The sequence below is a fragment of the Paenibacillus sp. BR2-3 genome (assembly GCF_046529485.1).
In the GTDB taxonomy this organism is placed as follows: domain Bacteria; phylum Bacillota; class Bacilli; order Paenibacillales; family Paenibacillaceae; genus Paenibacillus_AQ.
Map to the genome: position 1 here is coordinate 890,506 of NZ_CP126311.1, position 22,290 is coordinate 912,795.

A 22,290-nucleotide genomic window follows, 5' to 3' on the forward strand; every position below is an offset into this window, starting at 1 on the left:
TCCATGGGACGTTTTCGCTACCCGCTTCTCCTAGCACTTGCATTATTTGTAGTGGGCTTGGCCCTGACGGCTACCCTGAAGGATCGGCATTATATACTGCTGAGTCTGGTGCTGCTTGCTGTGGCGCTGTTTCCGCTGTTTATGCGGCTGGAGCGCCGCCCCATTGAATCGCGGGAGCTAGTTTTGCTGGCCGTGCTGTCAGCTGTGGCTGCTGTCAGCCGGATTCCTTTCGCCGCATTGCCCAGTGTAAAGCCGGTATCCGCTATTGTCATTTTATCGGCTTATGTATTTGGAGCTGAGGCCGGATTCATCATAGGAGCGGTGGTTGCGCTCGTCTCCAACCTTTACTTCGGGCAGGGTCCCTGGACGCCTTGGCAGATGTTCGCCTGGGGGATGGTTGGACTCACGGCAGGCTGGCTGCGAAATACGTGGTGGATGAAAAGAAGAGCAGGGCTGCTGGTCTTCGGATGGATCTGGGGTTTTCTCTTCGGGTGGATTATGAACATTTGGTACCTCATTGGTCTTCCTGATGCCTTCAGCTGGGGACTGGTTGCGGCGACATACGCTTCGAGCTTTTATTTTGATCTGGCTCACGCTTTGTCCAACGTGTTCTTTCTGTCTATCCTGGCGGGAGGCTGGATCAAGGTATTGCAGCGGTTTCGTAAAAAATACGGGCTGCTGCAGCAGGATGGAAAATAAAATAAGCAGCAAGCCCCCGGTTGTTGGGACTTGCTGCTAAAGAGAGGTTTCTTTGTGTTTTAGGTGTAGATAAGATTTATGAAACGGTTCCCGCTGAAAGCGGCGGAGAGGACGGAACGATTGCGGAAAAGCGGAAGCGTTCGCCTTTGTATCCGGATACAACAGCGATTGTAGCAACGTTCCGTTCGCGGAGCGTCCACTCAGAACACCTACGTAAGTCTTACTCAAAAGGAAAGGGGGTGTCCCACAGCCATTTGCATGGCTTATGGGACACCCCCTTTTTAATATCAGCGAGCAGGTTAGTAGTACCAGCCCCATACAAAGATGAACATGGTTCCGAATATCGTAACCAGACCGACGAATAGTGCATAGGCAATATTAATGTACAGCTCTTTCTTGGTATCTGCCGACTCCCCGATATGCATGAACAGGAACAGCTGCAGAGAAGCCTGGATTAGAGCTGTTACAAGCAGAATAGCCATGTTCGCGGCAGTGGACAGATCCAGGTAAATCACAGCAAGCGCTGCGGCAGAAAGGACCAGAGAGGCGATATAACCCATCACATGGCGAATTGGAAACAATTGCTTCATCATGTCACATCAGTCCTTTCAGGTAGACGAAGCTGAAAATAAAGATCCAGACAACGTCCAGGAAATGCCAGTACAGCGAGAAGATGAAGGTTTTATTGGCCGTAGCCGGATTAATACCTTGTCGCTTAAGCTGGATTAGAATAGCCGACCCCCACAGTAAACCGAAAGTAACGTGGGCTCCGTGCGTTCCGAGTAGTACAAACAAACTGGACAGGAAGGCGCTCGTCTGAAGTGTTGCTCCTTCATGAACATAGGTGAAGAACTCCATAATTTCAATCCCCAGGAAGCCGAGACCCATCAGGAGGGTAATTGCCATAAAGACCATCATGGCTTTCTTGTAGCCGTGCCGCATGGCATGAACCGCCAGACCGATAGTGAACGAGCTTGTGAGCAGCAGGAAGGTCTCCATCAGCACGGGGCCAATTTCGAAAATCTCCTTCCCGCTGGGGCCGCTGGCAAAGCGGTTTACCAATACAAAGTAAACAGTGAACAGAGTAGCAAAGAGCGCTATCTCGGCTCCCAGAAAAATCCAGAAGCCGAAAATTTTATTACTGTTTTCCTCTGTCGAGTATTCAAGCGGCTTGGACGCATCTATTTTCATACAGTCTCACCCCGCAATTTCTTTTCAGTAGCAATAACTTCTTCGGCCGGAATGTAGAAACCGTGATCTCTATCGAAGGACATAGCAGCCAGAACAATGAGAATACCGACTCCGGCAACGATCGCAGGAACCCACATGCTGAATACAAGGAAGAAACCTAAGAAGAAGAAGACAACGCCAAGGATAAAAGGTTTTCCCGTATTGCTCGGCATATGAATCTTAGTGATTTTCTCCTCGAAGAGCGGCACATTATCCTGCTTGGCAGACCAGAATGCATCGCGTGTCTTCACATTTGGAACGACAGCGAAGTTGTAAGCCGGGATCGGGCTGTGTGTTGCCCACTCCAGTGTGCGTCCATCCCATGGATCTCCTGTTGTATCCCTTGGCATGTAGCGTGTGCTCCAGTAAATGTTGTAGACCAGAATGACGAAGCCAAAGGCCAGACCGAGAGCGCCGGCGAACGAGAGCATATTGAGCGGACCAAAGCCTGTCTCCGCAGAGTAGGTGTACATCCGGCGGGTCATCCCCATCAGTCCGAGAATAAACAGCGGGAAGAAAGTTACGTTAAAGGAAATAATAATCCACCAGAAGGCGTGCTTGCCAAGACGATCATTAAGGCGGAAACCGAATACTTTAGGGAACCAGTAATGGAACCCTGCGATAACCGCAAATACGGCGCCCGGAATCAGAACGTAGTGGAAATGCGCTACAAGGAACATGGTGTTGTGATACTGGTAATCGGCGCTCGCCATTGCCAGCATAACCCCTGTTACTCCGCCAATCGTAAAGATTGGTATAAAGGCCAGGGTGTACAGCATAGGTGTCGTGAAGGTAATGCGCCCTTTGCGAAGGGTGAACAGCCAGTTGAATATTTTTACCCCTGTAGGTACAGCGATCGCCATGGTTGTAATGGAAAAGAAGCTGTTGATCATAGCGCCTTGGCCCATAGTGTAGAAATGGTGAGCCCATACCAGGAAGGACAAGAGCGAGATGATCACCATACTGAAAACCATGGAGGTATACCCATACAGGTTCTTTTTGGAGAAGGTGGCGATAATCTCGCTGTAAATACCGAAAGCCGGCAAAATAACGATATATACCTCAGGATGCCCCCATACCCAGAACAGGTTGGCCCACAGCATATCCATACCGCCGTTGGCCATTGTGAAGAACTGGGAACCAAACAGCCGGTCGAACATCATTAAGGCGAGTGCTACCGTAAGTACCGGGAAAGCGAATACGATAATAACGTTCGTAATCAGCACAGACCAGGTAAACATTGGCATCTTCATCAGCTTCATGCCCGGTGCACGCATCTTCAGAATCGTCACAATGAAGTTGATGCCTGTTATAAGCGTACCGATACCGGAAATCTGCAGTGAAAGGGAGTAGTAGTTGTTTCCAACCGTCGGACTGAACTCCAGACCTGCCAGCGGGAAGTATGCGGACCAGCCCGCATCTGGTGATCCACCAATAACAAATGAAATATTAAGCAGCATGGCTCCAAAGAAGAAGAGCCAAAAGCTGACGGCATTCAGCCGTGGGAAGGCAACGTCTCTGGCGCCGATTTGCAGCGGGATGATAACATTCATCAGACCGATGATAAATGGCATAGCCATAAAGAGAATCATTATTAAGCCGTGAGTGGTAAAGACCTCGTTATAATGCTGCGCGTTCAGAAATTTCATTTCCGGTGCTGCGGTTTGCAGACGCATCATCAACGCGTCGATACCGCCTCGGAACAGCATGAGCAGTGCAGCAAGAATGTACATGACCCCAATGCGTTTGTGATCTACGGTGGTCAACCATTCACGCCAAAGATAGCCCCATTTTTTAAAATAGGTCAGTCCGACGATAATCCCGATCGTAGCCAGAGCAATACTAATCATAGCTCCGTATATCAAGGGTTCGCCGGCAACCTTAAATTTTTCTAAATCCATTAGGATGGCTCCTTTCAGGTTGTTCAATCAAACGACAGGCTAGTCGCTTTGGTATGTTTCCTTTTCTACGGGAGAGCTTGGCAGCGGTTGATCGACTTCCGGATTAGGTACGCTGTCGAACTCCGTTTCACTGGAAGGCTCGGGAGAAGGATGGATTTTCTTGTTATCCTGATGCTCCATGCTTCCGTTATCCATATCCACGCCATCATGATCCATGCCCCTATCCATCTGACTATGTTCAACAGGAGCAGGACTAAAGGATAAGTGTGTAGAGGAATAGGATTTGCGTCCGACGTAATCCATCTCCAGAAGGCCTTTGAATTCATCCTCTGTCAGCGGCTGCGCCGTAGTTTTCACTTCTTTAACCCAGTCCTCATAGTCCTTGGCAGTCATGGCAAGTGCCTCGAATTCCATGTGGGCAAACCCTTTACCGCTGAAGTTTGAGTTCTTTCCGATAAAAGAGCCGGCAGTGTCGGCTGAAAGATTAAGTTTAGTAAGCATATCGTTCATCGCGTACTTTTGGCCTGCCAACTGCGGAATCCAGAAGCTGGCTATCGTACCGAACGAGTACAATCTGAATTCAACCGCGCGGTCAACTGGTATATTCACGTAGTTTACCGTTTCAATACCTTCCTCGGGGTAACTGAAATGCCATTTCCAGTCCGAGGACGCAGCGTAAATCACGAGCGGCTTCTGATCTTTATATTCCGCTGCAACGTTCTCTACTTGGGTGGTCGTCTTAACGGTTACGACCGAGAGGAATGCCACGATAATAATCGGAATGGCAATCCAAACCGTTTCCAGCCATTTATTGCCCTCTTCATGCGGAGGAATGTAGTCTTCGTTACTTTTCTTTGCCCGGTACTTTACAAGCACGAAGATGAATAAGATGTAGACAACCGCAAGGACACCGAGCATCACTAGAATGGATAGAATGATCGTGTCAGATAAAGTTCGTGCTGCCGGACCTTTAGGATTCAGGACAGCAATCGAACTGCAACCTGGCAAGAGTAGGACAAGGCTGAGAAAAAAAGCATATAACGGCCCTTTTTTGTTCATGGTGAACTCCTTCCTTCAATTATTCTTTTCGTCTGCCGGAAAACATTAACCTCTATATATACTAAGAATTCCACGAGCGGAATGCAAAAGACATAATTTAGCACATTTCCTAATATCGTCCTTAAAAATGGCGATTTAGTTAAATATATGTGTTCAAAATGTTACAAACAGTCGAAGGATATGATTTAAATCACTGTAGTTGTGCTGTTTTGTGGACATTTTGAGTTGTTCATATTTTGTTCATGAATTCACTATTGTTACTAACTTTGTCACATTATTTTGCTCCGTAATCCCCTGCTTTAACCGATCGGTTACAATCTCTCAAATTTCAGTCCTTCTATCTATGGTAAGTTATAGACAACTCTACTTAGATAGGAGATGAAATCCTGTGTATGCGAGGAAGGTACTGCTATTATTCTTTGCTTTAATCATTGGTTTGGGTTTGGTGCGGGAAGCAGACGCTGCAGCTGCCGAATCTCTCAGATTGGGCGTTAATGATAATTTATCTGAAATTGAAGCCGTTCCTGTGAAGGGTACTTTTTATGTTCCGCTTCGTGATCTGGCGAAGGAGCTTGAACTGGTCCTGACCGTGATGACGGATGAGATTGAGGTTAAAGGACCTAACGGAATCTTGAAGCTGCCAATTGGAAAAGGAACCGGTATTTCTCCTGATGGAAGCGAATTTACGTTGGACACATTTGTGCAAAATGGGAAGCTAATGGTTCCTGTAAAGATTGTCACTTGCTTTGGTTATACGATTTCCTTTAACTCGGAAGGTTATTTATTGAGGGTGCAGGATGCTTCTGCCAAGCTGGACGACGCTGCTTTCGCAAGCCGGTTTAAGGATGATCTGAAACGAAAGGCTGATCCTGTGAAGACTACCTTTTTCATGCTCGGACCGCATATTAGGAGTTATCCTGATCAAGGGAAGCGTATAGCGAAAGAAGAGCACAGCTTGGGGCTGCATGGCATGACGCACCGGAAAGATAAGTTTTACGCTTCTCCTTCAGCCGCATTGGCGGAGATGGAGGGGGATAATGCTGTGCTGAAGAAAGTTGCCCAGGTGACAACTACTTTGATTCGTACGCCATACGGCAGCAAGCCCTATTTTTCGAAGCCGTTCAGAGATAAGGTGCTGAGTGAGGGCTATAATCTGTGGGATTGGAATGTCGACTCGGAGGATTGGAAGTACAAGGGGGATAGCTCGAAAATATACAATTCGGTCATGGTTCAGATTTACAAGCTGCAGAAGACTAAGTTTAATCCGGTAATCCTGATGCATGATCAGAAGGCTACCCTTAAAGTGCTGCCGCGTATTTTGGAGTCCTTGAAGAAGGAAGGCTATCAATTTCAATTTCGGAGCATTACTGATGATATGGTGGCGGTGAATTTTTGGAAGGATAAACGGTGAGGAGTGCCGGTCTTTTATAATAACGGACCGGGTCTATATGATTAAGAAGAAGAGGCAACAGACTTGAGCTGACGCCTCTTTTTTTGTGTGTTAATCTCTGCGTATTAAGTGGAATGGTTGACATAACTCATTTACTGATAGCGCCTTCGTTTTAGGATGCTCTTTTATTCATATAGGTACTTGACAATCATGTTGACGAGCTCGGATTTAAGACGTTCGGCTGGAATACTTCTGGTGGAAAATACAATGGTATCCACAATGATGTTCACTGACTCGAAGACGACGATCGAAGCGGCTTCCAGATCTGAAACCTTAATCTGCTGTTTGTCTAACATCAGGTAATCCAATGTTATGCGGCGGCCCACATCATACTGCTGATCCATCAACTGCTTAATACCTTCATCGCTTAGGTACATAATGGAGAGCTCTTTATGAAATCCGGCGTAAACCTCGTGAGAGAGGATGAGGCTGTCAACCAAGTAGGCGATCAGGTCACGCTTATTCAGATTGTCGTGGTTGATCTCTGCCAGCAAAGCTTCTACCCGGGCCAGAAGCTCATCGCTGTAATTCTTGAGAACAATGATGAATACGGCTCTCTTATCTATGAAATAGGAATAAAAGCTGCCCGTGGATACCCCTGCTGCTGCCGCTATTTGCTTGGTATTGGTCTGATGGTAGCCTTTGTCTGAAAATAGCTTCATGGCCGCCTGGATAATGGCTTCCTTCTTCTTGATGCTCCGATTCTGCTGGGGCGTTCTTATTTTATCGTCTAGTTCACTCATCGCTTTAGGTCCCCCTTGTACTTCGATTGTAGAGGAGGGTATTTCTGATGTCAATAAAATATGAACTATAGTTCATATTTTATTGACAAACGTGAACTTGAGTTCATATAATCTAAACATGAACTTAAGTTCGTATTATACAGAGGGAGTGTGGGAAATGAGTTTAGGAATGAAGAGGGCCTTTTCTTTTACAGCCATCGTACTGGGATTTTTTATGGCGCTGCTGGATACGACGATTATTAATATTGCCTTGCCCGAGATGACGCGACATTTCGGAGGCACGGTGACGCAGATTTCTTGGGTGATGAACGGGTATAACCTGGCTTTCGCTGTATTCATTCTGACGGCTTCGAGGTTAGCCGATCAATTTGGGCGAAAGAAGGTTTTTCTGGCGGGCATTATGCTTTTTACCGTGGCCTCGCTGTTGGCCGGCTTTGCGACGTCGTTAGGTATGCTGATTGCACTTAGAGTTGTGCAGGGACTCGCGGGAGCGGTCATTGTACCGGTTACGATTCCGCTTACCACAACGACGTTTCCGAAAGAGATGCACGGTCTGATAATAGGCATATGGGGCGCGGTCTCGGGCCTTGCCGCTGCAAGTGGTCCGGCACTAGGTGGAATCATCACAGAGAAGCTGAATTGGCAGTGGATCTTTTTTGTGAATGTACCGCTTGGACTGCTGAGCATTGTACTGACGTTTTTGTTCATTAAGGAATCCAGGGACAGCTCTGCAGGTCGATCTATTGATTATGCCGGAATGCTGGGGATAACCGGGGGGATGTTCTTTATTACGTATGCGTTAATTAAAGTCAAAGACTATGGGTGGGATTCCGGATACATCTTGATGCTGCTGACCGTGGGTATCCTGTTTCTTCTGTTCTTCTTCTTTACACAATGGAAGGGGAAGGAACCAATGCTTCCCTTGTCACTGCTAAAAATCAGAACCTTTAACGGTGCAGCCCTGACTTTGTTTGTAGTTGGTGCAGCCCTCATGAATATATCCTTGCTGACATCCTTTTTTCTTACCCGAATGATGGGCATGACTGAATTGAAGGCTGGGTTAGTCTTGTCCATGCTTGCAGTAGGGTCAATCCTAAGCTCAGCTATTTCAGGCCCTTTATCCAATAAATTTGGGAGCCATTGGTTCGCAGTGGCAGGAATAACTCTTTTAGTAGGTGCTACTTACTCCTTGAGCGGCTTGGATGCCAGTTCCACCGTTGTGGAGGTGTTGCTCCGGCTTGGTGTAGCGGGTATTGGAGTAGGCTTCACGATGGCGCCGGTGATGTCTTCCGCAGTTCGTAACGTGCCTGAAGAGAAGGTTGGCATTTCTTCAGGCGTCATTAATATGACGAAGGCACTGGGCAGTGTGCTCGGCGTGGCGATCATTGTGACCGTACTGCAGCAGAATTTAACGGAGCAATTGGGGGCGGCAAATATCCGTGCCATAGAGGCGGTACAAAAGGATGCGGTTCTGGAGCCTTTCGTCAAGAATGCGCTTGTCAGTGTATTGGGTTCTTTGGGGAAGGGTGATGCCTCCGGATCGACGAAGGGTGCTGCAGGAGCAGATGTCTCCAGTGCTGCAATTAAGGGAGTGGAGCTTGCCGCGTCCAAGCTAGCGCCGGAGCAGCAGAAGGCGTTCTTTGCAGATCGCGAGAATCAGTTCCGGGAAATAAAGCGGCTGCTATTACAGGCTGGAGACAAGATGCAGAATGCGTCGGTAAAAGCGTTCAGCCAGACATTTGTGTTCGCAAGCTACCTGCTGCTCCCGGGTATCCTGTTCGCCCTGTTAAGCGATCAGCGCAGGAAACGGCAGGAAGAGAGTGAGTTTACCTATGAGGAGAAACAGGTAACTGAATTATAGAGAGAACTCTAAAGCAGTAGCCATGCTCAGATTGCCTGAGTGCGGCACTGCTTTTTGATTTTGACACAGATATGTCCTCTTCTCTATCGACGGAGTTCACATGCTATGTTATTATGATACTTTGATAACGTGTTAACGAACTAAAGCACACGCTATAGTGTGTTATTTACTAGGAGGAGTAGAGAGAATGAAGAAAAAAGGATTATGGGTCTTATTAGTCATTATGGTTGTTGTTGCTGCACTGGCAGGCTGCTCGAGTTCAGGAAGCAATGATGGCAAGCTGGTTATTGGTATAGATGATAAGTTCGCTCCAATGGGATTTAGAGATGATAACAATGAAATTGTCGGTTTCGATATTGACTACGCGAAAGCGGCGGCTGAGAAAATGGGCAAAGAGGTAACCTTCCAGCCGATTGACTGGTCGGCAAAAGAGTCCGAGCTAAACAGCGGACGTATTGATATGATTTGGAACGGTTATACCATAACGGATGAGCGCAAGGAAAAGGTACTCTTCACCAAGCCGTATCTGGAGAACAGTCAGGTAGTAGTCGTTCTTGCTGACTCCGCTTTGTCGAAGCTGGATGATCTGGCCGGTAAAGAGGTTGGATTGCAAAGCCTGTCGTCGGCTGCCGACGCTCTGAATGCCAGTCCGGTCAAAGACAAGATCGCCAACGTATCCGAATTTCCGGACAACGTTCTTGCCCTGACGGATTTGAAGACAAAACGTCTGGATGGAGTAGTCATTGATGAAGTGGTAGCAAGATACTATATGTCCAAAGAGCCGAACACCTACAAGCTGCTGGATGAATCTCTTGCTCCGGAGCAATACGGTGTCGGTATCAAAAAAGGAAACGAAGCGCTGCTCGAAGAACTGCAAAAGGCGCTGGATGAGCTGAACAGCGACGGAACCGCTGCTGAGATTTCTACGAAGTGGTTTGGAGAGAACAAGGTTCTGAATTAGATTGTTATCATTTAGGAGTCGGTTGGAGAAATGAATCTGGAATATATTATTAGAATTTCCGGGCCAATGTTAGAGGGAGCACGAACGACAGTTTTCTTATTTCTAGTTGTTATAGTGCTATCAATTCCTTTGGGATTCCTGGTAACATTAATGGCTAAGAGCGTCATCAAGCCGTTATCATGGATCGCGCATACCTACATTTATGTCATGCGGGGCACTCCGCTTCTGCTGCAGCTGCTGTTCTTTTGCTTTGGCCTGCCGCAGATCCCGGTGATCGGGCAGTATCTCGTCATGGACCGCTTCGTGGCGGCCAGTCTTGGTTTTATTCTTAATTATGGAGCCTATTTCGCAGAGATTTTCCGCGGCGGCATGCTCTCGATTGATAAAGGCCAGCATGAAGCGGCTAAGGTACTTGGTCTCAGCAAATGGCAGACCCTGCGAAAGGTCATTCTCGCCCAAATGTTCCGGGTCGCTTTGCCTGCGGTGGCGAACGAATCCATCACTCTGGTTAAAGATACCGCGCTGCTCTATGCGGTTGCTGTGCCGGAGCTGCTGAACTATGCTAAAACAGCGGTGAACCGTGATTTCACGGTAACTCCGTTTGTAGTGGCAGGCGTTATTTATTTACTGATGACTCTGGTGCTGACGCTGTTCTTCAAAGCATTGGAGAAACGTTTCAAATTTGAGTAGAAGGACTGTCCAAATATGAGCAGTATGATAGAAGTACAGGATTTGCAGAAATCATTCGGCAGCCTCGATGTGCTGAAAAAGGTTACCTTTTCCGTGAACCCGGGGGAAGCGGTAGCGGTAATCGGGCCTTCCGGTTCCGGTAAAAGTACGATGCTGCGCAGTCTCGTGCATTTGGAAGAGGTGACCGGAGGCAGCATATTCATTCACGGCAAGCCGCTGGTTGAGAACGGTAAATACGTCAGCGCGGCCGACATTCGCGGGATTACCGCGTCGATGGGTATGGTGTTTCAGCACTTTAATTTGTTTCCCCATTTAACCGTGCAGGGGAATCTGGAGCTTGCCCCGCGCACATTGAAACGGGAAAGTGTTGAGGAGATTACAGCCAGAAGCAAGGATCTGCTCTCCAAGGTGGGCCTCGCCGATAAAGCGGACGTATATCCTTCCATGCTGTCGGGCGGACAGAAGCAGCGGGTGGCTATCGCCAGAGCGCTGATGCTGAATCCCGATATCCTGCTGTTCGATGAGCCGACCTCGGCGCTTGATCCCGAGTTGACCGGCGAGGTGCTGCGTGTCATCCGCCAGCTTGCTGAGGAGAACATGACGATGGTTATCGTTACCCATGAGATGAATTTTGCCCGCGATGTAGCGGACCGGGTGATCTTCATGGACAACGGTGAAATCGCCGAGTCAGGAACGCCGGAGGAAATCTTCGGAAGTCCAAAGCTGGAACGGACCCGGATGTTTTTAAGCAGGGTTGAGCTTAGTGACTCCAATAACCAATAATAACAAGGACGCTTCATCATACATGATGGGCGTCTTTTTTTTACGTTGACAAATTGGTTTAACTGTATTATTAATAGTAGTACAGTTAATACACCTGAGGTACAGGTTTAGGTGCTGATGCAACAAGTGAAAGGAGGTTGGTCATGTTCGAACTGGACGTTCGCAGCCGCAAGCCGATATACGAGCAGTTAATTGATAAGGTTAAGGAGATGATTCTGCACGGGATTTTGCATCCTGACGAGCAACTCCCTTCCGTACGGACTTTATCCTCACAGCTAACTGTGAATCCCAACACTATTCAGAAGGCCTACAGAGAGCTGGAACGTGAAGGGTATATTTACTCCCTGCAAGGGAAGGGAAGCTTTGTAGCCCCTATGCAGCAAGGCCAGAATGAAGCTATAAAGGCTGAGGTACGGGACGGACTGCTGCGGTTGATGGCAGAAGCCGTGTATCTGGGGTTTACAGCCACGGAGATTAGTGAACTGTACCGGCAAGCGGAAAGTGTAAGAGAGAGGGGGATTGCTCATGATTGAGGTGCGTTCAGTGAACAAGGGTTTTTTGGGTGAGAAGGCAGTGGACAACATTTCATTAACCGTACATAAAGGAACTATTTTCGGGCTGCTCGGGTCGAACGGTGCAGGGAAAACAACGCTGCTTAAGATTCTGGCTGGCATTTATTCTCCAGAGACGGGAACGGTGAAGGTAGACGGAGTTGCAGTGTATGAACGTCGGGAGATCAAAGAACGGATTATTTTTATGCCAGACAGTCCGTATTTCTTTCCACAATCCTCAATCATGCAAATGGCTGGCTTTTATCGTTCCATTTATCCGGGTTGGAGTCAACAACGTTTTGAGGAGCTAGCGTCCATTTTTCGTCTGGATACCAAACGCAAGCTTAGCCGTTTCTCTAAAGGTATGCAGCGGCAGGCTTCATTCTGGTTGGGTTTAAGCTGCATGCCGGATGTGCTTATTATGGATGAACCGATTGACGGGCTTGATCCGGTGATGCGGCGGCAGATCAAGAATCTGCTGTTTCAGGAGGTTGCCGAGCGTCAATTAACAGTCATCATTTCCTCGCATAACCTTCGTGAAATTGAAGACTTGTGCGATCATGTCGGGATTATGCATGGCGGAAAAATGCTGGTTCAGAAGGATCTGGATGATTTAAAGGCGGACACCCACAAAATCCAAGTTGCCTTTCGTGATGAACGCCATGAAATGGTTCTTTCTGCCAAGCTGCAGATTCTGCATCAGGAACGCCGGGGAAGTGTCAACCTGTTCATTGTAAAAGGGGACCGGGACCGAATTACAGAGGCTTTCCGTGTATACGAGCCCTATGTAATTGATCTTCTCCCGCTGACACTGGAAGAAATATTTATTTATGAGATGGGGGATGCCGGATATGACCTTCAGCCGATTCTTCTTTAATCGCGGTTTAATGCGCCAAAACTTCCGCCAGCACGGATGGATCGGAATCATTTATACCCTTGGCCTTCTGTTCGCTCTGCCGATGCAAATGGTATTGGGAAATGATCCGTATTCGGAGCCCAGGGTAGTACATAATTTATTTCAAATTGGCGATAGTATACAGCAGCTGTTTATCATTTCAGTTCCGATTGCTGCAGGTTTATTTCTGTTTCGTTATCTTCAGGCTAAACCCGCCGCCGATCTTCTTCATAGTATTCCGCTTCGAAGAAGTCATCTGCTTACGGCAAATATGGCCAGCGGCCTGCTCCTTCTATTGCTGCCGGTCTGGCTGACAGCAGCGGTTACCGCATGTCTTCTGCCGTGGAACGGGAATATGTACATTTTCACCGGAGCAGATCTTTGGAGCTGGACGATTGCCTTAAGCATTATTACTGTGTTCCTGTTCAGTTTCAGCGTTTTTGTGGGAATATGTACGGGGCAGACCCTGTTGCAGGGAATAGTAACCTACACTCTGCTTATTCTTCCTGATGCTCTGAGTCATCTGCTCAGATTTCATTTTTCGCTGTATTTATACGGTTATTCTTACCAGTATAGCGTTAGTAACAGTAACGAGAGCTGGTCACCTTTTATAAGGATCATGAACCCCTCTCTTCCGTACAGCTCAGGCGAGTTGGTCATTTACGGGGCTATATCCGTATTGTGTATCGGGATGTCTTATCTGCTGTATTCCAAGCGTCAGGTTGAAAAAGCGGGCCAAGCGATTTCATTCACGTATTTCAATCCGTTATTCAAGGCGGGAGTCATGCTGTGCGCTATGCTGGTTGCAGGGAACTATTTTGCAGAAATGAAGCGGGCTCAGGTAGGCTGGGCTTTCGCGGGATATATCATAGGCGCTATTATTGGCTATATTGCCGCAGAAATGATTATTCGCAAAACGTGGCAGATTATGAAGCGGACAATGACTATTGAATTTGCCGTGTACGGGGGAATTCTGGGGCTCTTGCTATTTATACCTGTATCGGGACTGACTGGATATGAAGCCAGAGTTCCGTCTGCCGACCGTATTGACAGCGTGTATGTGGGAAGCTATTACAGGATGTATCAGCAGGACGATTCTATGAGAGTGTCTGGCAATACTGCCTTTACCAGGGCAAACCCTCTATCCAGTGATAAAGAATTTATTGCGGCAGTACGCAGGCTGCACCTGACGGTTGCGGCCATTCGTCCGGAGAATAAGCTCCGCTCTTCTTATGAGGATGATTATTCCGCATACAAAAATTTATCCATAGCTTACCAGTTGGATAATGGCCGCTTGTTGACCAGAGAATATCTGGTGCCGTTGGCCGGCTTTGAACCGGAGCTGAAGGCTGTGATGGAAATGGAGAGCTATAAGCGTGCTGAATACACATTATCCGAGCTGGATAAGAATATTGACAGAATTCAGTTAAGAAACCGCGATAAAGAAGTCACAATAGCCGACCCTGAGGAGATCTTGGAATTCAAAGCTATTTTGATGAAAGAAATTATGAATTTGTCGTACGAAGACCAGACAGATAATAAGTCGGCACTCGCTTCCATACAAACCATGATTAGTATGGATGATAAACCTAACGTTCCCTTCTTCAATTATTCATGGCGATCTTCCTACCATGAACTAGGGAAATGGCTGGAGACAAAGGGATACGCCGAAAAGGTGCTGACTACAGCAAAGGATGTTCTGTCGGCCGAAATCGTAAAGCAGGCTAACAGCGGCAGTGAAGAGGCTAACAACCGTTTCTACAACCCCGATGATTATTTCCAGCTTGCGAAAGAGGGGAATAGAATGGTTGAGATTACGGATAAGGAGAAGATCGACGCCCTTCTGGATGAGCGGCGTGACACCAACCTAAGGAGCGGTACTTATCTGGTGATGCTGAAATTCAAAACAGGTTATCCCGAATACATCACATTTAAGGAGTCTGAATTAACGCCTGCCTTAAAATTAATAATGCCATAAAAACCAATAAAGACGTTCCCGCCGGAGTTTATTCTCCTAACAGGACGTCTTTATTTATTTCAACAGCGGTTGGAACCCCATATCCAATTTCCTTTCACTGCTCAGACGTATGGGTTTAGACAAGGACCTGAGGCGTAGCCTCGGGTTTTTCTTGCGTAAATGTAAGGATGCGCGCGAACATATGTATGGCAGTCACAGGTTGCTTTTTTAGCAGGCTTTAGCCTGAGACCTCGAACATAAAACATGAACGGGTTGACGTTGACGTAAACTTTCTTAAAGCACTATACTCAATTAGGCGCTTTTTATAGATGGATCCAGCAGCGTGGTATATCCTTTTATATGGATGACGGAGGGAGCGACAATTAAAATGACGTTTAAAAAAAGGGTTTTTCTTATCTTTTTGCTCAGCTCAAGCATACCGTTTATAACCATTTTTATCATTTCATACTATACGATTGATTCCATTTTCAATAACAAAATCGAAAGCGGAATCCAAAGCAACTTGAAGCAGGTCGAGCTTTCCTTCGGGAACACCTTCAGCAATTTGAATCATATTTCCCAGCAGTTGGCTTACAGCGGAACCATAGGAAAACAGCTGGACGAGGTGCTGCATTCCTCGGGAGATTCTTTTACAAATATGAAATTAAGGGATGAGTTAAAAAGCGAATTGAACCTGATTACCTTTATGAATCCCAGCATCGGGTTAGCGTTATACTATTTTGAAAAGGATGACACCACGCAATTCGAGAATTTCAAGGTCAAGGACCATTTTTCACCAGGCAAGCTGCCACTGTTGGCCAAATATTACGGAATTTCCTATTTCGGTCCGCATGTAAGCGTAAACAAATTTTCGGATCAATATGTTTTGTCTGCATTAAGAAGGGTGGAACTGCCTGACCGTGAGGATGTATATGTTTATATTGAATCGGAGTTCGACCTGACCCGGAGCATTTTGAACAACGACCAGTTTGGAGGCGCCGTATCCCATCTTATCGTCGATGGCAATGGTCGGATTGCTTACAGTGAAGCGTCCGGCGTATTTGCGAAGGGTGCAGCATTCCCGGATTCCATCAGGGGAAAAGATATGGGTACGTATCAGGGCTTTCGCTGGTACAAGCAGACCTCGAATCAAGACTGGAGCGTCTTTTCCATTATTTCTGACTCCGATTATAACCAGGAAAAGAACCGGTGGATGCTGCTGATTCTTTTGGCCTGTGCCTTTTTCCTCTGTACGACTACGCTGCTGGCCTGGATATTGTGGAAGATGGTGTACAAACCGCTAAGCATCTTTCAGACGGAGATGAGAGGGATGTCTCAAAATCGGCAAAAAATGCCGGACCATAAGCCCACCCAAATTCCGGAGTTCGATTCTTTGCTTCATCAGTTTGCAGATATGAAGAAGCAGGTATGGAGTTTGTTTAATGAGGTGAAGCAGAAGGAGAAGAATCGGGCGGACATGGAAGTGGAGAAGCTGCTTTATCAGATCAACCCGCATTTCCTGATGAACACGCTGGACACGGTTCACTGGTTGGCCGTCATGAACGGGCAAAACGAGATTGATCGGCTTGTGCAATCCCTAAACAAGCTGCTTTATTACAACCTGGGAAAGCTGGGACAAGCCTCCACCATTGCAGAAGAGATTGACGCGCTCAAGCAGTACCTGATTTTGCAGCAAATCCGCTATGATTTTCAGTTCGATGTCCGGATTGAAGTGGAGGACGATGTACTAAAGATGCCCGTGCCCCGTTTTATTCTTCAGCCCGTGGTTGAGAACTCCCTTTATCATGGATTAAGCGACGATGGATTTATTCAGGTCCAGGTCAAGCTTGAGCGGGATATTATAATCTCCATTCAGGACAACGGCTCGGGAATGTCTGAAGAGGCCATTCATGAACTGTTGAATAACCGCACGGTGGAGCAGAACAAGGTCGGAATGGGAATCGGAATGAATTATGTCAAACGAATGCTGGAGGCCCGCTATGAGGGGGGAGCCAGATTGGAAATAAAGAGTCAAGTAGACCTGGGTACCAAAGTCATGCTAATCTTGCCAATCTCGAAGGAGGAACCCAAGTATGATTAGAGTTCTGGTGGTCGATGACGACAAGCTGGTCAGAAAAGGACTTATTTCGGCTATGCCATGGCAGAAATTCAACATGCATGTTGCCGGAGAAGCCAGCAATGGACAGAAAGCGCTAGAGTTTCTGGAAGGCAATGAAGTGGATCTGCTGCTTACTGACCTGGCTATGCCGGTGATGTCCGGTATTGAGCTTATGCGGGCAGCCCGCCAGCGCTATCCCAACCTGCATATGGTGGCGCTTACGCTTCATCAGGATTTTGAATATATTCAGGAAGTACTTCGGCTAGGCGCTATAGACTATATAGCCAAGGTGCAGCTGGAGAAAGAACAGTTTGATGATGTTCTGGCACGAATAGCGGGGCGCATTCACGAGCAGGCTCCCCTCAACCGTATGACCGTTCACCCCGCTCAAGCCATTTATGAGCATGAGCAGGGATATGTTCTTATAAACTTGAATCGGGAATCCGACGCAAATGGTCTTTCGGATAAGCTGCTCCCTCCTGGTGCGATGGAAGTCAATTCCTGCAGCTGGGTATGGTTTCCTGACGAGGGGGCGGAAAACAAGTTGTTTACCCTTTTGTCGGATCTGGTGGGAAGAGTGCCGGGCTGCATGCTTCTCAACTTGTCCAATCTCCAAGGATCTGCCTGGAGGGAGCTCCAGCAGTGGATTAGGGAGTATATCGAGAGGGCATCTTTCTATGAGTATCACCCGGACCGGCCTGCCACGGTGGCTTCCCTGAAAGACCGCTATAAACCGTATAGCAGGCTGAATGAGTTGGAACTGAACCACATAAAAGAAAGCTGGCTGCATTCCGCATGGCCTCATGATGATTATATCTTTGATCAGAAAATTCGGGATCTAAAAGCGATGAGGCTGCAGGAAAGCCAGCTTCTGGGGCTGATTTACTCCTTTGCGATTGAGTGGAATCGTTTGTACGGACAGACTCTGACCGGCAATATTCCCATGATATATTCGGTTCACTTTTGGTTTCATGTGGAGCAGTGGCTGAACCACGTTCGCGGCATCATCCGGGAATCCACCCGACATACGGCTTATTCGAAAGAGATCATGAATTGTATGTCCACAGCGGTCTATATGATCCAGGAAGAAATGAGCAGACAGCTTACGGCAGCTGAGCTCGCACAACGGCTGAATTTAAGCCGCAGCTATTTCAGCCAATGTTTTAAAGATATCATAGGCAAACCTTTTAACGAGTACTCCCGTTATATCCGGGTGGAGAAGGCAAAGGAGCTGTTATCGCATACAAATAAAACGATCATCTGGATTGCGGAACAGACAGGGTATTCAGATGAGAAATATTTCAGCCGCGTATTTCGCCAATTAACCGGCATGCTGCCCAGCGAATACCGGGCAAATCAACCGGGAGACTCTAATCGATTAGTGTAATAGTGAGGACGAAGAAAGACGCCGTATTACGATCGGCGTTTTTCTTTTTGAAATATAGGAAAGTACAAGTTTTACTCTATAATTTTCCTTATATTTTTACGAGAAACGGGTACCGTCCCTTTAAGGACGGCAAAGCCGTTTCTTCTTATGAAGGTAGGTAAATGTGTACTGGGAGGGGGGCTAATGTTGTCTGCTGACCCTAATTGCCGTCATTATTCTATCCGATCTTCCGTTCATAGCCTATCTCAGCGTATGGTCTTCGTCCTCTATAATAGGGATGTAATGTAACAGATAAGGAAAGAAGGGGAAATGATGTTAAAGAAAAAAGCAATTGTTTTGCTTGCCGCTTCCATGGTCCTTGCAACTGCATGTTCCAGTAATTCGAATGTTACGAACAACTCCAATTCCGCGAGCACAAGCTCACAGCCGGCCGATCCATTTGGAAAATACGAGACACCGGTTACAATCAATATTGCTTACAGTGTAGATCCAAACTTCAAGTCTGCCAAAGGGGAAACGCCTGAGAATAATGTCTGGAAAACAGCCATTAAAGAAAATCTGGGAATCGACCTTCAAATCGCCTGGCAGGTTGCCAAAGAAAATTTTGATCAGAAGATGAATCTGGCCATCGCCAGCAATGATTTGCCGGATGCGATGATCGTTAACCAGGTGCAGCTGAATCAAATGGTAAAAGCCGGAGAAATTGAGGATTTGACAGATGAATACAACAATTACGCATCTCCTGCAGTCAAGAAGATTATTGAAAGTACGAACGGCCTTGCGATGAGCCAAGCGACCTTCGATGGAAAGATTATGGGAGTTCCATCCGTCACCGCGCAGGATTTCAGCTGGCTGTGGATTCGCCAGGACTGGCTGGACAAGCTTGGACTGCAGCCGCCCCAAACCGTAGAAGATCTGGAGAAAGTAGCAAAGGCCTTCGTCGAACAGGACCCGGACGGCAATGGCAAGGCGGATACCATCGGTATAGCCGCAGGCACGGGACTGTTCAATGATTTTACCCAAGGTCCGCCGAACTTCGACTTCGCGGCCATTTTCTCAGCCTACAATTCTCATCCCGGATTTTGGATGAAGGATGCCGACGGCAAGCCGGTTTACGGGTCTATCCAGCCGGAGACCAAAACAGCGCTTGCCAAGCTGCGGGAAATGTATGCGCAAGGCCTGATTGATAAAGAAATCGGCATTCGCAAGGCGGCGGAAGAAACGGTCATTAACGGCAAAGCCGGCATGTTCTTCTGCGGATTTTACGCAGGTTATTGGCCGCTGCCGAGTGCCTGGCAGAACGATCCGAAGGCCAACTGGCAATCTTATGCCCTGCCGCTGGATGCCAGCGGGAAGTATTCTGTGATGAAGACCAATCCTACAGACAGCTATCTTGTTGTGCGGAAAGGATTTGAATACCCGGAAGCGCCAATCAAGATGAACAATTTTTATCTTAGAGACGAATCCATATACGGTAATGAATTTATGCTGGTCCGTAACTTCTTTGCTCCCACTGATGAAATTTCTTTTGAATATAACGCGGCTAAAGAACTTCTGGCCGGCACCAAGAAGCCGGAGGATTTTGGGGACTTCGCGGAATACAAGCTGCTGAGCAATACGTTGAAAACAATTAAGAATTCCAAAAAGGAACCTTACGACAATCTGAGTATTGAGTATTGGAACCAGCCCGATAAGGATTTCATGCGTGCCTATTCCTTGTTCGTGGGCGGGAAAAACCTGCTGGATGGCAATGTGAATAAACTTGAGAGTGCCTCTTATTTGCGGACCGAAACCGTGGTGAAGAAATGGGCTAACTTGTCGAAGCTGGAAAAAACGGCTTTCCTGAAAATTATTATGGGTGCCGCTCCGGTCGATTCTTTTGATCAATTCGTTCAAGACTGGAAGAAACAAGGCGGCGATCAGGTCACGGCTGAAATAGCGGAAACGATAAAATAGGGGGAATTCATGAGGGGGCCATAATTGGCCCTTTCATCCATCCAGAAGGAGAAATAACGGCGTGAAAAACAAGGGATTTTCAAAACATTATTACCTCATGCTCTTACCGGGATATATCTGGTTAATTATGTTCAGCCTTGTCCCGATCTTTGGTGTACTTATTGCGTTTGAGGATTACAGCCCGGTCCAAGGCGTGTTTGGTTCAGAGTGGATTGGTCTGGAAAATTTTCGTTACATGTTTACACTTAATGATAGCAAAATCATCTTCTTTAATACCATCTTCATCGCGGTTATGAAAATCATTGCCCAGCTTATAGTACCTGTTATTTTCGCCCTTCTGCTGCATGAAGTGCAGAGCAGTATATTCAAAAGATGGGTACAGACCTTGGTCTACCTGCCCCATTTTTTGTCCTGGGTCATTCTAAGCGGCATTATTATCGACATTTTGTCTTATAACGGTCCGGTCAACAATATTTTGTCCATTTTCGGTGCCGAACCTGTTCTGTTCATGGGTAAGCCCGGACTGTTTCCATTTCTTGTAGTTGGCAGTGATGTGTGGAAGGAATTCGGATTTAATACCATTATTTACTTGGCTGCACTGACAGGTATTAATCCGGCCCTCTATGAGGCATCGGCGCTGGATGGAGCCAACCGTTGGCGGAGACTTCTTCACATTACCCTCCCCGGTATTGCTCCAACTATCTTTCTGTTGCTGATTCTGAGCCTTGGGAATGTGCTGAATGCCGGTTTTGATCAAATCTTTAACTTGTATAACCCACTCGTATATTCTACCGGGGACATTATTGACACTTGGGTTTATCGGGAAGGACTTCTGAATATGCAGTATGGATTAGCTACGGCGGTAGGACTTCTAAAATCCGCGGTAGGCTTGATCCTTATTACCATTTCCTACTCTCTCGCCAACAAGTTCACCAACTACCGGATTTTTTAATAAGGAGCGTTAAACATGGTTAAAGAAACAACGGCTCTCTCTAAAATATTTAATGTGTGCCTGATCCTGCTGCTGGCGCTTATTGCGTTCATGTGCATTCTTCCTCTCTGGTATACGCTGATGGTATCGCTCAGCAGCAGAGCGGCAGCGGCCGGTGGAAATGTCGGTTTGTGGCCGATTGGCCTCAATGTAAATTCCTATAAGGAAATCATGAAGGACAGCGCATTCTTCCTGTCCTTTTGGGTGTCCGTTAAACGTGTGGTGTTGGGAGCTTCCCTCAGCTTTATCGTCACGGTACTCACGGCTTACCCGTTGTCCAAGAGCAATAAGGAACTTCGGTTTCGGAACCATCTTATGTGGGTGCTGGTGTTCACGATGCTGTTTAGTGGCGGCTTGATCCCGCTCTATCAAACTGTTAAAGCGTATGGACTCATTGACAACATATGGGTGCTGGTGCTTTCCGGCGGACTACCGGTGTTCAATGTCATTCTCGTAGTCAATTTCTTCCGGAACCTGCCCAAAGAGCTGGAGGAAGCCGCATTGGTGGATGGAGCCGGACCCTGGTACATCCTGTTCAAGGTGTTCATTCCCCTTTCCTTGCCGGTGCTGGCCACTATTACCCTGTTCAGCATTGTTGGACATTGGAACGAATTCTTCAGCGGTCTGGTCTTCATGACCAAGCCAAGCAACTATCCGCTACAGACATATATTCAGCAGATGGTAATTCAGATGGACATGTCCAAAATAAATAATGATCCGGAAACACTGAAGCGACTGAGCGAAATCTCCAACCAGACTCTGAATGCCGCTAAAATCTTTATTGCGATGTTCCCGATTCTGATTGTATATCCTTTTTTGCAAAAATACTTTGTTCAAGGTATTACTTTGGGCTCCGTTAAAGGCTGACAATCTCAGCTAAAATCGTAGAGCGGTTGGCCGAGGTTGACAAGCACTGGAAGGCTACATTATGATTTTAACTTAAGGAACACTAGCCCGGCCATGGACGATTAGTTCATGGCTTTTTTTACATCATTCTATGAGAGTTATATGGTTCGATTTCCTGAGGAGGAATACGTATGCCTGAAATCCAAGACTC

The 22,290-nt window shown here is 47.1% G+C and carries 19 protein-coding genes; 14 read left to right on the top strand and 5 right to left on the bottom strand.

Going from position 1 to position 22,290, the window contains the following annotated elements; translation table 11 throughout:
* Positions 1-3 precede the first annotated feature (3 nt).
* Positions 4-699: an ECF transporter S component gene (locus tag PaeBR_RS04235; RefSeq protein WP_410513644.1), complete on the top strand. Its 696-nt coding sequence runs from the start codon at positions 4-6 to the stop codon at positions 697-699.
* Between the two features lie 299 nt (positions 700-998).
* On the opposite strand, the gene qoxD is transcribed toward PaeBR_RS04235, so the two are convergent.
* From qoxD to qoxA, 4 genes are read right to left on the bottom strand one after another with little or no spacing between them, the layout of a single operon-like run.
* Positions 999-1,292: a cytochrome aa3 quinol oxidase subunit IV gene (qoxD, locus tag PaeBR_RS04240; protein WP_410513645.1), complete on the bottom strand. Its 294-nt coding sequence runs from the start codon at positions 1,290-1,292 to the stop codon at positions 999-1,001.
* A gap of 1 nt (position 1,293) precedes the next feature.
* Positions 1,294-1,890 (bottom strand): cytochrome aa3 quinol oxidase subunit III, encoded by a 597-nt coding sequence (gene qoxC / locus PaeBR_RS04245; protein ID WP_410513646.1) that lies wholly within the window; start codon positions 1,888-1,890, stop codon positions 1,294-1,296.
* The gene (gene qoxB, locus PaeBR_RS04250) at positions 1,887-3,830 is read right to left on the bottom strand and encodes a cytochrome aa3 quinol oxidase subunit I (protein WP_410513647.1); all 1,944 of its coding nucleotides are present in this window, start codon (positions 3,828-3,830) and stop codon (positions 1,887-1,889) included. Before qoxB ends, qoxC begins: the two co-directional genes overlap by 4 nt.
* Before the next feature lie 39 nt (positions 3,831-3,869).
* A complete protein-coding gene (gene qoxA / locus PaeBR_RS04255) occupies positions 3,870-4,889 on the bottom strand; it encodes a cytochrome aa3 quinol oxidase subunit II (RefSeq protein ID WP_410513648.1) in 1,020 nt (339 codons plus the stop codon).
* Positions 4,890-5,277: 388 nt separating this feature from the next.
* Between qoxA and PaeBR_RS04260 the strand changes: the two genes are divergently transcribed.
* Positions 5,278-6,300 carry a polysaccharide deacetylase family protein gene (locus PaeBR_RS04260; RefSeq protein WP_410513649.1) on the top strand — a complete coding sequence of 341 codons (1,023 nt, stop codon included), beginning with the start codon at positions 5,278-5,280 and terminating at the stop codon, positions 6,298-6,300.
* 164 nt (positions 6,301-6,464) lie between these two features.
* On the opposite strand, the gene PaeBR_RS04265 is transcribed toward PaeBR_RS04260, so the two are convergent.
* Positions 6,465-7,082, bottom strand: a complete 618-nt coding sequence (locus PaeBR_RS04265; RefSeq protein ID WP_410513650.1) for a TetR/AcrR family transcriptional regulator — start codon at positions 7,080-7,082, stop codon at positions 6,465-6,467.
* A gap of 157 nt (positions 7,083-7,239) precedes the next feature.
* Here PaeBR_RS04265 and PaeBR_RS04270 point away from each other — a divergent pair, with 157 nt between their 5' ends.
* The 12 genes from PaeBR_RS04270 (at position 7,240) to PaeBR_RS04325 (ending at position 22,100) form a co-directional block, all read left to right on the top strand.
* Entirely contained in the window at positions 7,240-8,943 is a 1,704-nt protein-coding gene (locus PaeBR_RS04270; protein ID WP_410513651.1) for an MFS transporter, read from the top strand.
* A gap of 187 nt (positions 8,944-9,130) precedes the next feature.
* Complete coding sequence (locus PaeBR_RS04275; protein WP_410513652.1) at positions 9,131-9,904, top strand: amino acid ABC transporter substrate-binding protein; 774 nt, start codon at positions 9,131-9,133, stop codon at positions 9,902-9,904.
* A 30-nt stretch (positions 9,905-9,934) separates the two neighbouring features.
* Positions 9,935-10,594: an amino acid ABC transporter permease gene (locus PaeBR_RS04280; protein ID WP_410513653.1), complete on the top strand. Its 660-nt coding sequence runs from the start codon at positions 9,935-9,937 to the stop codon at positions 10,592-10,594.
* A 15-nt stretch (positions 10,595-10,609) separates the two neighbouring features.
* Positions 10,610-11,377, top strand: coding sequence for an amino acid ABC transporter ATP-binding protein (locus PaeBR_RS04285; RefSeq protein ID WP_410513654.1), 768 nt, complete (start codon positions 10,610-10,612; stop codon positions 11,375-11,377).
* Between the two features lie 143 nt (positions 11,378-11,520).
* A complete protein-coding gene (locus PaeBR_RS04290) occupies positions 11,521-11,910 on the top strand; it encodes a GntR family transcriptional regulator (protein ID WP_410513655.1) in 390 nt (129 codons plus the stop codon).
* Complete coding sequence (locus PaeBR_RS04295) at positions 11,903-12,805, top strand: ABC transporter ATP-binding protein (RefSeq protein ID WP_410513656.1); 903 nt, start codon at positions 11,903-11,905, stop codon at positions 12,803-12,805. The genes PaeBR_RS04290 and PaeBR_RS04295 overlap by 8 nt, the downstream gene beginning before the upstream one ends.
* Positions 12,780-14,801, top strand: coding sequence for a DUF6449 domain-containing protein (locus tag PaeBR_RS04300; RefSeq protein ID WP_410513657.1), 2,022 nt, complete (start codon positions 12,780-12,782; stop codon positions 14,799-14,801). Before PaeBR_RS04295 ends, PaeBR_RS04300 begins: the two co-directional genes overlap by 26 nt.
* A 367-nt stretch (positions 14,802-15,168) precedes the next feature.
* The gene (locus PaeBR_RS04305; RefSeq protein WP_410513658.1) at positions 15,169-16,881 is read left to right on the top strand and encodes a sensor histidine kinase; all 1,713 of its coding nucleotides are present in this window, start codon (positions 15,169-15,171) and stop codon (positions 16,879-16,881) included.
* Positions 16,874-18,286 (top strand): helix-turn-helix domain-containing protein, encoded by a 1,413-nt coding sequence (locus PaeBR_RS04310; RefSeq protein WP_410513659.1) that lies wholly within the window; start codon positions 16,874-16,876, stop codon positions 18,284-18,286. Before PaeBR_RS04305 ends, PaeBR_RS04310 begins: the two co-directional genes overlap by 8 nt.
* A 312-nt stretch (positions 18,287-18,598) precedes the next feature.
* Positions 18,599-20,242 carry an extracellular solute-binding protein gene (locus PaeBR_RS04315; protein WP_410513660.1) on the top strand — a complete coding sequence of 548 codons (1,644 nt, stop codon included), beginning with the start codon at positions 18,599-18,601 and terminating at the stop codon, positions 20,240-20,242.
* Positions 20,243-20,303: 61 nt separating this feature from the next.
* Positions 20,304-21,194, top strand: coding sequence for an ABC transporter permease (locus PaeBR_RS04320; RefSeq protein WP_410513661.1), 891 nt, complete (start codon positions 20,304-20,306; stop codon positions 21,192-21,194).
* Between the two features lie 15 nt (positions 21,195-21,209).
* Positions 21,210-22,100 carry a carbohydrate ABC transporter permease gene (locus PaeBR_RS04325; RefSeq protein ID WP_410513662.1) on the top strand — a complete coding sequence of 297 codons (891 nt, stop codon included), beginning with the start codon at positions 21,210-21,212 and terminating at the stop codon, positions 22,098-22,100.
* Positions 22,101-22,290: the final 190 nt, after the last annotated feature.

Excerpts from the sequence above, each read along its gene's own strand:
- PaeBR_RS04235 (WP_410513644.1), top strand. The coding sequence starts at position 4 with ATGGGACGTTTTCGCTACCCGCTTCTCCTAGCACTTGCATTATTTGTA.
- qoxD (WP_410513645.1), bottom strand. The coding sequence starts at position 1,292 with ATGATGAAGCAATTGTTTCCAATTCGCCATGTGATGGGTTATATCGCC.
- qoxC (WP_410513646.1), bottom strand. The coding sequence starts at position 1,890 with ATGAAAATAGATGCGTCCAAGCCGCTTGAATACTCGACAGAGGAAAAC.
- qoxB (WP_410513647.1), bottom strand. The coding sequence starts at position 3,830 with ATGGATTTAGAAAAATTTAAGGTTGCCGGCGAACCCTTGATATACGGA.
- qoxA (WP_410513648.1), bottom strand. The coding sequence starts at position 4,889 with ATGAACAAAAAAGGGCCGTTATATGCTTTTTTTCTCAGCCTTGTCCTA.
- PaeBR_RS04265 (WP_410513650.1), bottom strand. The coding sequence starts at position 7,082 with ATGAGTGAACTAGACGATAAAATAAGAACGCCCCAGCAGAATCGGAGC.
- PaeBR_RS04270 (WP_410513651.1), top strand. The coding sequence starts at position 7,240 with ATGAGTTTAGGAATGAAGAGGGCCTTTTCTTTTACAGCCATCGTACTG.
- PaeBR_RS04275 (WP_410513652.1), top strand. The coding sequence starts at position 9,131 with ATGAAGAAAAAAGGATTATGGGTCTTATTAGTCATTATGGTTGTTGTT.
- PaeBR_RS04280 (WP_410513653.1), top strand. The coding sequence starts at position 9,935 with ATGAATCTGGAATATATTATTAGAATTTCCGGGCCAATGTTAGAGGGA.
- PaeBR_RS04285 (WP_410513654.1), top strand. The coding sequence starts at position 10,610 with ATGAGCAGTATGATAGAAGTACAGGATTTGCAGAAATCATTCGGCAGC.
- PaeBR_RS04290 (WP_410513655.1), top strand. The coding sequence starts at position 11,521 with ATGTTCGAACTGGACGTTCGCAGCCGCAAGCCGATATACGAGCAGTTA.
- PaeBR_RS04295 (WP_410513656.1), top strand. The coding sequence starts at position 11,903 with ATGATTGAGGTGCGTTCAGTGAACAAGGGTTTTTTGGGTGAGAAGGCA.
- PaeBR_RS04300 (WP_410513657.1), top strand. The coding sequence starts at position 12,780 with ATGACCTTCAGCCGATTCTTCTTTAATCGCGGTTTAATGCGCCAAAAC.
- PaeBR_RS04305 (WP_410513658.1), top strand. The coding sequence starts at position 15,169 with ATGACGTTTAAAAAAAGGGTTTTTCTTATCTTTTTGCTCAGCTCAAGC.
- PaeBR_RS04310 (WP_410513659.1), top strand. The coding sequence starts at position 16,874 with ATGATTAGAGTTCTGGTGGTCGATGACGACAAGCTGGTCAGAAAAGGA.
- PaeBR_RS04315 (WP_410513660.1), top strand. The coding sequence starts at position 18,599 with ATGTTAAAGAAAAAAGCAATTGTTTTGCTTGCCGCTTCCATGGTCCTT.
- PaeBR_RS04325 (WP_410513662.1), top strand. The coding sequence starts at position 21,210 with ATGGTTAAAGAAACAACGGCTCTCTCTAAAATATTTAATGTGTGCCTG.